The organism is Coprococcus sp. AM100_B19A (genome assembly GCF_027662015.1).
GTDB classification, from domain to species: Bacteria; Bacillota; Clostridia; order Lachnospirales; family Lachnospiraceae; genus Allocoprococcus; species Allocoprococcus comes.
Map to the genome: position 1 here is coordinate 1 of NZ_JAQDKN010000028.1, position 12,509 is coordinate 12,509.

Annotated in this window: 9 protein-coding genes and 1 pseudogene; 7 read left to right on the forward strand and 3 right to left on the reverse strand. The window is 40.8% G+C overall.

All coding sequences use genetic code 11. The features are described 5' to 3' along the window. From PGQ33_RS16335 to PGQ33_RS16360, 6 genes are all read left to right on the forward strand, one after another. On the forward strand, window positions 1–599 hold a 599-nt coding region (locus tag PGQ33_RS16335), incomplete at its 5' end, for a hypothetical protein (protein ID WP_270206093.1). A gap of 9 nt (window positions 600–608) precedes the next feature. After that, complete coding sequence (gene mobP3 / locus PGQ33_RS16340; protein ID WP_270206094.1) at window positions 609–3,389, forward strand: MobP3 family relaxase; 2,781 nt, start codon at window positions 609–611, stop codon at window positions 3,387–3,389. Between the two features lie 14 nt (window positions 3,390–3,403). Further along, complete coding sequence (locus tag PGQ33_RS16345; RefSeq protein WP_270206095.1) at window positions 3,404–4,888, forward strand: DUF3991 and toprim domain-containing protein; 1,485 nt, start codon at window positions 3,404–3,406, stop codon at window positions 4,886–4,888. Further along, the gene (locus PGQ33_RS16350; RefSeq protein ID WP_270206096.1) at window positions 4,873–6,669 is read left to right on the forward strand and encodes a VirD4-like conjugal transfer protein, CD1115 family; all 1,797 of its coding nucleotides are present in this window, start codon (window positions 4,873–4,875) and stop codon (window positions 6,667–6,669) included. The genes PGQ33_RS16345 and PGQ33_RS16350 overlap by 16 nt, the downstream gene beginning before the upstream one ends. A gap of 8 nt (window positions 6,670–6,677) precedes the next feature. Beyond that, a complete protein-coding gene (locus PGQ33_RS16355; RefSeq protein WP_208913675.1) occupies window positions 6,678–6,932 on the forward strand; it encodes a helix-turn-helix domain-containing protein in 255 nt (84 codons plus the stop codon). 228 nt (window positions 6,933–7,160) lie between these two features. Next, window positions 7,161–7,529 (forward strand): hypothetical protein, encoded by a 369-nt coding sequence (locus PGQ33_RS16360; RefSeq protein ID WP_007884330.1) that lies wholly within the window; start codon window positions 7,161–7,163, stop codon window positions 7,527–7,529. Here PGQ33_RS16360 and PGQ33_RS16365 read toward each other — a convergent pair. Next, window positions 7,526–8,095, reverse strand: a complete 570-nt coding sequence (locus PGQ33_RS16365) for an accessory gene regulator ArgB-like protein (RefSeq protein ID WP_208913676.1) — start codon at window positions 8,093–8,095, stop codon at window positions 7,526–7,528. The two genes, PGQ33_RS16360 and PGQ33_RS16365, sit on opposite strands and share 4 nt — an antisense overlap. An 84-nt stretch (window positions 8,096–8,179) precedes the next feature. Next, a complete protein-coding gene (locus PGQ33_RS16370) occupies window positions 8,180–9,487 on the reverse strand; it encodes a sensor histidine kinase (protein ID WP_015521363.1) in 1,308 nt (435 codons plus the stop codon). Between the two features lie 243 nt (window positions 9,488–9,730). Here PGQ33_RS16370 and PGQ33_RS16375 point away from each other — a divergent pair. Further along, a pseudogene (locus tag PGQ33_RS16375) lies at window positions 9,731–11,101 on the forward strand (transposase); the annotation flags it as partial. A gap of 247 nt (window positions 11,102–11,348) precedes the next feature. On the opposite strand, the gene PGQ33_RS16380 reads toward PGQ33_RS16375, so the two are convergent. Beyond that, window positions 11,349–12,317 (reverse strand): LytTR family transcriptional regulator DNA-binding domain-containing protein, encoded by a 969-nt coding sequence (locus PGQ33_RS16380; RefSeq protein WP_270206097.1) that lies wholly within the window; start codon window positions 12,315–12,317, stop codon window positions 11,349–11,351. Window positions 12,318–12,509 lie beyond the last annotated feature (192 nt).

The following is a 12,509-nucleotide window of genomic DNA, read 5'->3' on the forward strand; positions in this document are numbered from 1 at the left end:
TAGTGGTTTTGGTAACCTGTTTAGTATTGATTAGTTCTGTTATTGTTGTGTTGATAATATATAAAAATATTAGAAAATATAAATTTGAATATATTTATCAGTATGTTACTTTTGAATACAGTTTAGAACGAATGGTGGTTACAACTGAATACAAAGTAAAAGCCAAAAGAAATAATTTGAAAAGCATGTATTCACGGTCTAGTTGGTTTAAGGATGAAAAACAAAAAATAAAATGCCTTAATAAAAATTATAAGATAAACTACTTGGAAAATAGGGATACAAGTACAGAATTTGAAGTAGTATTTGATTCACCGATGAAAAAGAATGAAGTAAGAACTATTACAGTACGTGTAGAAGTAACAAATAAGCACAGGCATTTTGAGAATTTTTATTCAAGAGAAATTATATCACCAGTCAATGAATTAAAAATCACCTTAGTTATACCATCAAAGTATAAAGTGAAGTCTATTTTAAAAGAAGAAATCTATGGAAGTTTTCGAGACGAAAGATCTATAAGTAAGAAAGAAGATTTTAATATGGTTTATGTATGGACAATACCAAAGCCTAAGATGAGATATGAATATAAAATAAGTTGGTAGGAGAGGATAATGCCCAAATTAATTTTACGTTGCAACTATCTCAAGAATGCCCCACCTTCACATCTCGCCAATTACATGAATTATATCAGCACCCGTGAAGGTGTGGAGAAGATAGACAACACCTGCGGTTTACTCCCGGCTACGGTCAAGCAAAAGGAACTGATAGCAGATATCCTGTCAAAGATAGAGGATGCAGACCGCATGCATGAGTATTATGATTATCTCCAGAGGCCAACAAGAGAGAATGCGACAGAGTTTATTACGCAGGCATTGGAAAACAACCTTGATATTATTGCCAAGAAGAAAAACTATATAGATTATCTTGCAAACAGACCAAGAGTAGATAAAATCGGTACTCATGGTCTGTTTTCTAATGAGGGGGAGTCTGTTGTACTGTCCCGTGTGGCAGAAGAGGTGGCAAATCATCTGGGAGTGATATGGACCAATGTCATCAGCCTGCGAAGAGAGGATGCGGAAAGGCTTGGGTATGACAGTGCTGCACAGTGGCAGGCACTTTTACGGAGCAGGGTGGAACTTCTGTGTGAAAACTATAAGATAGACAGCAGGAACCTTAAATGGTATGCCGCATTCCACAATGAGTCCCATCACCCTCATGTACATTTGGTGGTGTACTCCACAAATCCATCGGAAGGTTATCTATCGCCCAAAGGCATTGAAACCATGAGGTCCACTTATGCCCATGATATTTTCCGTCAGGAGTTTATGAGTATCTATGAAAAAAGAACAGAGCAAAGGGAACAGTTGAAGGAGCAGGCGAATAAGAGTCTGCTTTTTTTATTGCAGGAAATGCAGAGCGGAATCTGTCACAATGAAAAAATTGCAGAACAGATGATGGTTTTATTCAGACGGTTAATGAACACTGGAGGCAAGAAGGTATACGGATATCTGAAAGCAGATGTAAAAGCAATCGTCAATGGTATTGTGGATGAACTGGCAAAGGAAGAAAAAGTGGCGGAGTGCTATAAACAGTGGCTGGAGAGCAAAAGTGAGATACTTCATTTTTACAAGGATGCAGATGCAGAGCAGCTTCCACTGTCAGAGCAGAAGGAATTAAAAAGCATCAAAAACATGGTTATCCGGGAAGCAGTCCGATACGGAGAAGGGTATCTTTATACAGAGGATGAGGGACTGGAAGCTTTGGAAACCGAAAGGGAAGAAATGGGTGCAGATGATTCTGAAGTGTCAGAAGATATGGTGGAGGTTCCCGTAGATTATTCCGAGGATGAGCCGGAAGAGGAAGAACCGGACGGTCAGGAGTTTTATGCCAAGTGGACAGATGCCTATAAAGAGGCAAGGGAATATCTGTATGGTACACCTCAGATAGAGCCGGATGAGGAAGCTGCCTATGAAATCATGAAAGAGGAGGCAGGGCAGGGAAATGCCTATGCAATGGCAGACATGGGAAAGATGTATGCACAGGGTATTTTTGTGGAAGCAGACAAGACGAAAGCACAGGAGTGGTATGAAAAGTCTCTAAAGGCAATGCTTGTTGTGGAAGACAGAAAAGAAAACACTTATCTGGAATACCGCATCGGTAAAATGTATCAGTATGGATTGGGAACCGAGGAGAATCTGCCGGAGGCGGCCAAATGGTTTGAGATAGCATCAGGCAAGGAACATAAATATGCACTTTATTCTCTTGGTATGCTGTATCTGCATGGAAAAGGTGTGGAGCAGGACGAGGGAAAAGCCTGTCAGTTGTTTCAGCGTTCCCATAAAAAGGGCAATCCTTATGCATCCTTTGAGTTGGGGAAATTGTATGAAGCCGGAAGAGGAACCCAGAGGAATACGGATCTGGCGGAGAAGTGCTACCGGGTAGCGTTTCTTGGGTTTTTAAATCTGGAAAAGAAGTCCAGGGATGATACCTTATGGTACCGTATCGGAACCATGTACCTGCAAGGCGTTGGTACCGAAGCAGATGAAAAGGAAGCCGAAAAATATCTTTGTAAGTCTGCGGGCTATGGAAATACCCATGCAGCCTATCAACTGGCAAAGCTGTACATCCGTCAGGAAACGGAGAAACTGCAAAGGAACCCGAAAGAAATACCGGACTATAAAAAAATCAAGCAGGTACTTAAATGGCTGGAGGCAGCTTCCGAGCAGGGCAATTCTTTTGCAGATTATGCCCTTGGGAAGCTGTATACGGACGGAGAACTGATAGCGAAGGATATGGAAAAGGCATTCCATCATTTACACAAGGCAGCGGATGCAGATAATGCCTATGCGTGGTACCGGTTAGGCAGACTATATCTGTCGGATGAGTATAAGGACATTGGCAGAGCAGTCCGCTATCTTACACTGGCAGCAAACCGGAAAAATGAATTTGCATCATACCGGCTTGGGAAGTTATATCTTGCAGGGGAGGAGGTAGTAAAAAATGTAGAACTTGCCATACGGTATCTGGAGGAGTCAGCCGGCGTGGGAAATCAGTATGCACAGTATGTCCTTGGCAAGGTGAATCTGATGGGAAGAGAGGTAGAGCAGGATAAGGAAAAAGCATACGAATATTTCAGATTGGCAGCGGAGCAGGGAAATGTGTACGCTGCTTATTTTCTGGAACACTGGAATGATATGCCCCATCCGGATTTACTACTAATGGCAACCAGACTCATGCATCATCTGGAAAAAATCATGGAGGACGATGTTTCTGGAAAGAAAGGAGGCAGACGAGCCGGTATGGATCGTAAGCTGGCTAGAAAGATTAAGAATAAGAAAATTGCACAGGGTCATGCAAGAGATGATAGGGAAGAAATGGTACAGACACAATAGGAAGGAGGAGCAGATTGGGAGATTTCATTTATTTTACAGAGGAGCAGAAGGAAAGAGCCTATGCAGTACCCATCATGGATATTTTGAAACGGGAGCATGAAGAAGTGGAACGCTCCGGAAATGAATGGAGATGGAAGCGGCATGGTAGTGTGACGTTCCGTGGAAACCGCTGGTACAGACACAGTCAGCAGATGGGAAGCCATGCTATTGATTTCATGCAGGAGTTCTTTGGGATGTCTTATCCGGAGGCAGTTACCTATTTGCTTAATGGGGAAACAGGGCAGGTTATTCATGGAGGCAGTCCGCCAAGGGAAACTGCGGGAAAGAGAGCCGCACGTCCCAGGGGAGAGGAAACCACAGAAGAAAAAGAACCGAAAATATTAGTGCCGCCGGAAAAGAACGATACCATGAAAAGGGTATATGCCTATCTGATGCAGAAGAGGCATATCAGTAGGGAGGTGCTGTCCTTTTTTGCCAGACAGGGAATCCTGTATGAATCAGCAGGGCATCACAACGCTGTATTTGTCGGAGTGGATAAAGAAGGGAATCCACGCCACATACATAAAAAGGGAACCTGCTCGGATGGCAGGAGCTTCCGCATGAACGAAGATGGTTCTGACTCTTCCTACGGATTCGGTTATGCCGGAGCCGGGAATAAGCTGTATGTGTTTGAGGCACCGATTGATTTTTTATCCTTTCTGACCTTGTACCCAAAAAACTGGCAGAAGAACAGTTATATCGTTTTAAACGGAGTTTCAGAACATGCCATGCTGCAGATGTTAAAGGATTATGCGAATCTGGATACGGTTGTGTTGTGCTTAGACCATGATCCGGCAGGCATAGAAGCCTGTGGAAGACTGGCAGATATTCTGGTGCAGAATGGGTACAGACAGATTAAGAATTTAAAATCCTTCTGCAAGGACTGGAATGAAGATTTAAAACTTCTGCATGGGGAAGAAGTAATTCCGGCACAGGAGCATCCAAAGATTCTGGAATGCGATGCGTGGATGGAAATACTAAAGCAGGTCACAGACAGTGTGGATATGAAGTATGCCACCAAGGAAAGCGTGTGCCGGTATTATCAGGACATTTACAATGCACTGAAGAAAGGAAACGGAAAAGAACATCTGGAGGATGCTTTCGACAGTGGAGGAATGCTTTTAACCGGGGTGTTAATCCGATGCATGGAGAAAACAGGCAGTGAACTTGGCAGGGAAACAAGTGCAGATGAAATACTGGATAACCTGCATAAGCGATACCGGCCACATAGGGATAAGGGGAACTACAATACAAGGCTTCGGAACATGCAGAAAGCCTTTGAGGAACTGATGGAGGTATTTGACAAAAAGGATTTGTCCTTAAAAGAGAATAAAGAAGAATTTGTGAAGAAATGTATGAGCCTGACGATGGAGTGTATCAAGGCTCATATTTTTGTTGCAACAGAATATGAGGAACCCATACAGAGAAAGGAGATGAGGATGGAATGCAGCCAGTCGTGATGTTATTGGTGTCAGGGGTAATTATGTTTTCTGTGATTGGAGGACTTTCCCTGCTGGCACATTATTATACGCTCAATGGAATCAAGAGTAAGACCGTAGGAGATGGCCAGCACGGAACCGCACGGTTTGCTACCAAGAAGGAGATTGAGGAAACCTATGTGGAAGTAGCCTATGAGCCGGAGAAGTGGAGGAAAGGAGAAAACCTGCCGACAGCACAGGGACTTGTGCTGGGGAGCATTGAAAGGGCAGGAAAGCTATATGCCCTTGTGGATACCGGGGATGTGCATTGCCTGATGATTGGAGCAGCAGGTGTGGGTAAGACCGCACACTTTCTGTATCCCAACATCGAATATGCCTGTGCCTGCGGAATGAGTTTTCTGACTACGGATACCAAGGGCGACCTTTACCGAAACTATGCAGGCATCGCCAAGAAATACTATGGGTACCACACCGCAGTCATTGATTTAAGAAACCCAACTAGAAGTGATGGAGATAATATGCTCCATTTGGTAAACAAGTACATGGATGAGTATCTGGCAGATCATAACAACTTAAGTGCCAAGGCAAAGGCAGAAAAGTATGCAAAGATTACTGCCAAGACAATCATATCCTCTGGGGGAGCCGACAGTGCCAGCTACGGACAAAATGCATTCTTCTATGATGCCGCAGAAGGTGTGCTGACCGCAGTCATCCTGTTAATAGCAGAATTCTGTCCCAAGGAGAAAAGACACATCATTAGTGTATTTAAACTGATTCAGGATTTACTGGCGCCATCCAAGGTAAAAGGAAGAAATCAGTTTCAGTTGCTTATGGCAAAGCTTCCGGATACTCACAAAGCCAAATGGTTTGCCGGGGCAGCTTTAAATACCGCAGAGCAGTCCATGCAGTCTGTTCTTTCCACAGCACTCTCCAGACTGAACTCCTTTCTGGATTCCGAACTGGAGCAGATACTGTGCTTTGATACCGCTATCGATGCTGAAATGTTTTGTAAGCAGAAGACAGCGGTATTTTTAGTGATGCCGGAAGAAGACAACACCAAGTATTTTATTATCTCTCTGATTTTGCAGCAACTCTATAGGGAAATCCTTGTGGTGGCAGATGAGAATGGAGGAAAGCTGGATAACCGTGTGGTTTTCTATTGGGATGAGGTCGGAACCATACCAAAGATTGAGAGTGCGGAGATGATGTTCTCTGCATCCCGTTCCAGAAGGGTAAGTATCGTACCCATGATACAGTCCTTTGCACAGCTTAATAAGAACTACGGAAAAGAAGGGGCAGAGATTATCATCGATAACTGCCAGGATACCATCTTCGGTGGATTTGCACCAAACTCGGAATCCGCAGAGGTACTGTCCAAGAACCTTGGAAACAAGACGGTCATGTCCGGCTCCATCAGCAGGGGAAAGAATGATCCGAGTCAGTCCCTCCAGATGATACAAAGACCATTGATGACACCGGATGAATTAAAGTCCCTGCCAAAAGGAAACTTCATCGTGTCCAAAACAGGCAGCCATTCCATGAGGACCAAGCTGAAACTGTTCCTAAAGTGGGGCATCACATTTGAGGAGCCTTACGAGATAGAGGAAAAGTCAGCAAGAAAGGTGACCTATGCAGATAAGCAAGAGATAGAAGAAGAGATTATCCGCAGATATATGTGCTGTGTGGATGAGGAGCCGGAAAGTACGGAACAAGGCACTGCATCCAGAAGTGGCGGTATTCCGCAGTCCCAGATGAATGAAACGGTGGGAAAGGTCAGACAGGCACTCAGGACAGAGGATTAGGTGATTGGTTGAACAAAAAAGAAATATATGAAGCAGAACTGCCCCATAGGGCTGTGGCGGTATATCTGTATCTAAAGGATCGTGCGAATAAGGAAGGCACCTGCTATCCGGCAATCGGGACCATTGCCAGAGAACTGCATTTGTCTGTCAGTACCGTAAAACGTGCCATCAGCGATTTGGAGGAGAATGGATTTATACGCAAGAAACAGCGCTGGCGTGATAATGGTGGCAGAAGCAGTCTGCTGTTTGAAATCATAAGGTAAGCACAAAGGGGATACTGCGCTGGTCAGGTGGACTATGGTATGGTTCACCATGGCCTGTGTAGGGAACTTTTCACTTTAAGGATTAGGACAGAGAAAATGAATTTTGGTAATATTTGATGTAGTAATAGTTAATAAAAGAAATAAGTGTTATGATAAGTTTTGACATGAGAAAAATGGTAACCATTATAACCTTTATGCAATGGTGTGATATTGAGGAGAGTTTATAAGATGGACAAATACGAGGAGTTGATAGCTGTTTTTTCAGAGACACTTAAGCAATCAAGGGATTATCATATTGCCTATATGTACCAAGTGGGCTATGTATCTGTACTCGGATTGTATGAAAGAGATAGTACACAGAACAACTCAATGAAAATTGATGAGGTTTTTCATTCTCCGGAAGAAATGGCGGACAGTTTGCTGCGTAATTGGCGCTGGCAATGGTTTTATAAGAATAGAAAGCTGTTAGGCTGTCAAGATTTCGAAAATATTTGTAATCTTGACAATAAAATCCCAGACTTGCTTCAGGAAGAATACAGACAAAGTATACAAATCCTTCAGAATAAAATCCATATTGCTTTACAGGTGGAAAATTAAGACTGTTTATAAGCAATGTGTCCGATAAAAGAGGTTATACATATAAAAGCAAATACAATTGCCTGAAGAAACAAATATCTTGTATTTCTGGTTATGGCGAAAATAACTGCAAGCAGAAAACTGAATAATAAGGTGAAATGTGTTCTTCGGATAAAAATACGGTTTTCCTGTGAGTCAACTTCCCTGTTTGGATGATCTACAGGTCCTATGATTAAAATTATAATGGCACAAAACACGTACAGCATAAAGGAAATAGGAATCGAGATAGTAAGGTATTTCACAATAAGCAGGGTAGTAGTTAGTATCAAGCAGGAGCCGATAAAACAGGAAAAATAGGTTTTTAAATGCAAGCCGCCGCTGAATGAACGCATTGGAATAAACAATAGGAAGAAAAACAGGCATTCGAAAAACATATGCAGCAACAAGGCAATCACAATACTGCAAATTGTGCTGGCAGAAACTTCTAAAAAGCATTGAAAGCCATATTGGTATATTTCGTAATTTTTTTTATCAATAATTCCTTTTTTTAATATATAGTCAGTTAATATAACAGATAAGTATTCCATAGCAAAATTCTCCTTTAATAGCCTTGCAGTATAATGCAAAGAAAGAAGAATATTATGCAGATGTAGAAAATATGAAAGTGTATGTCATTTTTCCTTTTTTATATTGCCATATAACACTACAGATACTTGGAATTCTTCACCTCCATCTTTAATAATTAGTTCCCCGTCATAATCAGCCAATGCCTGTTTTACTGAAACCAGCCCAATACCATGATAACCATTCCCTTTTTTTGTGGTAAGATATCGCCCTGAACTGCTTTTTCTTTGCTCTGGTGGACAACTATTCTTTATGCATATCTGCAACATTTCTTTTATATATGTACACTCCAGAGTAATATACCGTTGTTCTTGTGGCAGTTTTCGGCAGGCTTCCAATGCATTTTCTAACAAATTGCCAAATATAATCGCAAGATGACCTCCCTGAAACGGCAAAACCTGTGGAATGAATACGTTGGCATCAAATCGTATGTTTTCTTTCAAGGCAAGGGCATACTTATGATTCACAAGAGAATCTACTACGATATTCCCACTATTGGAAATTTCAATTGCCTTGCCACCGATGCCATCATCTAGCATTTTTTGTATATATTCTCTAGCATCTTCTGTTTTTGCGGCATTTACCATGCCAAGTATTCCCAATAAATGGTTTTTCATGTCATGTCGCATCCGGCGTAATTCAATATAGTAACTCTCCTTTTCTTCTGCCTGACGACTGCAAAGATTAAGTTGCTGTTCATACAACCTATTTTGAGAATGAAGTTCCGCTGCTTGTCCTATTCGATCATATACCGTAAAAATCACATAATTGACGAGTAAAAGAAGTACGCCAGCAATAACTGAGAAAAAAGCATATTCTTCGTGAATTGACGCCATAAGAAAAATATAGTGCATCATGTAAATGCTACTTATCGGTACTAAAAGAGTTATAATAAAGTATCTGAGCGGAATTTCGGAATACTGTTTTTCCTTGGCATAACGTCCAAGCAAAACAGAAAAAAGCAACATATATATCTTGGATATAAAACTGCCCACATCCGCAATGATCTCACTTTCTACGCTCATTGTCTCTAAGACAAATGACACAATGATTTCCACTACCATCCAAACTGTACATATGAGGAGAGTACAGATACAACGCTTTTTAATACTCCTTTTCCTGGTAACTGTACTGACCATAAATACCATTAGGATATTTCCAAACAACAGAAACTGTGGTGGAAAAAGAATTCCAAACTCTGCTACTACTAAAAAAGCATAGTATATAAACCATCCTATATACCCTGTAAGTTTTCGATTCCCTGAGCCAAAAAGAGTTGTTATACACCTCTGTATAATCAGCAATTGCAATGCCGGCAGCAAAAAAACTGACATAAGTGAAAGATATTCTCTCATTCAATGACCGCCTTTCCGGCTGCCATCTCGCAGAGTTGGCGGCGCACTTCTTTCTGGCGATCTTCGCTGATTTTCAGCAGAATCTCCTTTCCGTTAAGACAGATTGTAGGCGTTTGTGAAACGCTAAACACTGCATAAATACGGTATTTTTTTCGTTAAAATAAAAATATCTCCTCAAGGTTTATGGTAAAATAGAGTTGACTAGAAACTAAATACCAATCCACCCAAAGGAGATATACCTATATGATAACACATAAGCAGCTCACTTTGGCAGAAGTTTTTGATGATTGCCAAAATAAATTCGACAACGACAAATATCAGTTTCTTTCTCTTCTTGACGAAGCCATTAACCTTGATGAAATTGTTCCTGTTTCTTTTGTTTCTCATTTTCACGCCAAAACCGGAAGGCCTCGCAAGCATCAGCTTTATCCAATGCTCAAAGCACTTCTGCTCCAGCGTATTTTCTCAATCCCGACTGACACTCTCCTGATTGTGTTCTTGAAATACTCTCAGGAACTGCGTGACTTCTGTGGCTTTGATGTTGTACCGGATGGTTCAAAATTCACTCGCTTTAAACAGGATTTCTTATTGGACTTACAATCTATGTTCGATCATCTTGTTGATCTGACCGAACCGATATGCCAAAAACTGAATCCGGCGCTTGCTGACATGACAATCTTCGATACCTCCGGCATTGAAGCATGGGTTATGGAAAATAATCCGAAGTATGCCAACCGTATTATTAAACAGTTAAAGGCTTTTAAAAAATCCCATAACCTTGATGATTCCTACGATCCTTACAAAGCAGCCTATGGTTCCATGCCAACTCACGCTGCATCCAATCAGGCGATACAGCAGATGTACATCAACGGTCACTTCTGTTATGCCTATAAATTTGGTATCGTCACCAATGGACTTGGCATTGTCCGCGACATATCTTTCTACAACAAGGATTTCCTAAATGCACATCCTGATATTGTTGTAGAAAAGAAATCGGATTCTCCGGATGAGGATAAATCTCTTGCAGACTCAAAAGCGCTGCTTCCTGTTTTAATTGATTTTTTCAAAAAGCATCCTTTAATAGAGCCGAAGACGTTTCTTGGGGATGCCGCTTTTGATACGATTGAAATCTATAAATCTCTTTTTGAAGACATTGGATTTCGTAAGGTTTTTATTCCTCTCCGGGTAAAATTATCCATGGAAGGAACTGACTACACAGTTAACGAAAATGGCATTTCCTGCTGTCCACACGATTCTACGCTTCCTATGAAACGAGAAGGCAGTAAATCTCATTTAAGAAGCTAACTTCCTACCATGAAATTTGTATGCCCCAAAATGAAATGGATGCGTGATAAGCAGACTGGAAAAACTTATCGTAAGTGCCACTGTGATAATCCATGCACCACTTCTTCCTGCGGACGAATGATTTATATTTATCTTATCCCGAGAAAAATCTCCGCATCTATCCTGGTGTAGAACGAGGCTCGCGTGAATGGGAAGACACCTACAAAATCTGTGTAAATGTTGAAAAATCAATCAACCATTTCAAGGATAGTTTCTGCATTGCGAATCGTAAAACGCAGAATGAAAAAACTCTTCATGCTGATTTACTTCTCGCGGGAATCACACAGCTTGTTACCGTACTTGTTACGGATAAAATTCATAAACATCAATACATACGGAGTTTAAAGCCTTTAATTGCATGATATTCGATATTCATATCATCTTTTCTTCGCAGTCCATCTGGGAAGTCTTTTTTCATGTCTAATTTTGATGTCACCTGCTTCTCATCTTAAGAATCCTGCATTGCAGGATTCTTACCACATTTTTAATCAGGATTGCGAACTTGTTTCGCAATTACCTAAAGACAGATTGTTATATTAAAAAAATTCATTTTTGTTATGTAGTCATAGTTTATAAGAAATGACTGATGAATACGCAGGAAATATCTACGACTATCTGCTAATTCTTTCTCAACGACATTAAGTTTCCCGTAAAAGTATGCTGAACTTCCATCTTGTAAATAAATATGCACCGCACGGTTACGGCTTTCAAAATATACCACATCTTTCAGGGCTACTTTTTGGAGTTCCCTATTAAATGTAAACTGATAAAAGAGCTTCGTTTCACCTATTCTGCGGCAGGCTTCTTGGAAACATCGACAAAATTTCTCCTCTTCCAGCGGTTTAGAGAGAAAGCGAAATGGCTCTACTTCGAACAATTCCTTTAAATATTTGCCATATCCCGAAATATAAATAAATAGCACAGAACGATCCGTTTCACGTATTTTACGTGCTGCGTATATGCCGTCAATCGGTTCCATTTCAATGTCAATAAAAATAAGTCCGTAACGTTCACCGGACTGTATGCTCTCTAGCAATGTTTTCCCATCGGAAAACACGTCTGTTTCGACTCGAATTCCTATGCACTTGCTTTCGTGTAGCACTAATGTTTCTAAACTACCTGTAAAAGCGAAATCGTCATCACATATAGCTATTCTTAGCATTTTCACACCTCTTTTGTTGCTATAGATAATCCCAATTCCTCTATCTGAGCCTGTTCCAGACGTTTGAGAAGACACCGCAGTGTCTGTCAGACTCTGATATCTAAGTATAATATCATAACACTGGTCCATTTCCTGATTCATGCGAATCTGTCCGCTCAAATCGCGTTTAATATCAGAAAGTCCAAGAATATAATCAGTGGTAACATTAAAATGCTTTGCCATACTGATAAGTAAGTCCGAAGAGATGGAACAAGTATCTTTTTCCATCTTATTTACCGTCTGTTGAGTAGTGTTAATTATAGTTCCCAAGACTTCTTGTGACATATTGTTGGCTCTTGCGTAGCTCACGGATACGGTTCTCAGTCATAACTGCAACATCCTTTCTAATAACTATTTTAATAATTATTAGTAACTTGCTTACAACTATACAATGTAAACAAATTACGCTGTATTCCGTGTTTTTTTGAATCTTATACAGCAAATTTATTTTTTGAAATTGGCATAGTGAAAGAATAA

Bases quoted from the DNA above. Each gene is read 5' to 3' on its own strand.
- PGQ33_RS16380 (WP_270206097.1), bottom strand. From the start codon at position 12,317: ATGTCACAAGAAGTCTTGGGAACTATAATTAACACTACTCAACAGACG.
- PGQ33_RS16365 (WP_208913676.1), bottom strand. From the start codon at position 8,095: ATGGAATACTTATCTGTTATATTAACTGACTATATATTAAAAAAAGGA.
- PGQ33_RS16360 (WP_007884330.1), top strand. From the start codon at position 7,161: ATGGACAAATACGAGGAGTTGATAGCTGTTTTTTCAGAGACACTTAAG.
- mobP3 (WP_270206094.1), top strand. From the start codon at position 609: ATGCCCAAATTAATTTTACGTTGCAACTATCTCAAGAATGCCCCACCT.
- PGQ33_RS16370 (WP_015521363.1), bottom strand. From the start codon at position 9,487: ATGAGAGAATATCTTTCACTTATGTCAGTTTTTTTGCTGCCGGCATTG.
- PGQ33_RS16350 (WP_270206096.1), top strand. From the start codon at position 4,873: ATGCAGCCAGTCGTGATGTTATTGGTGTCAGGGGTAATTATGTTTTCT.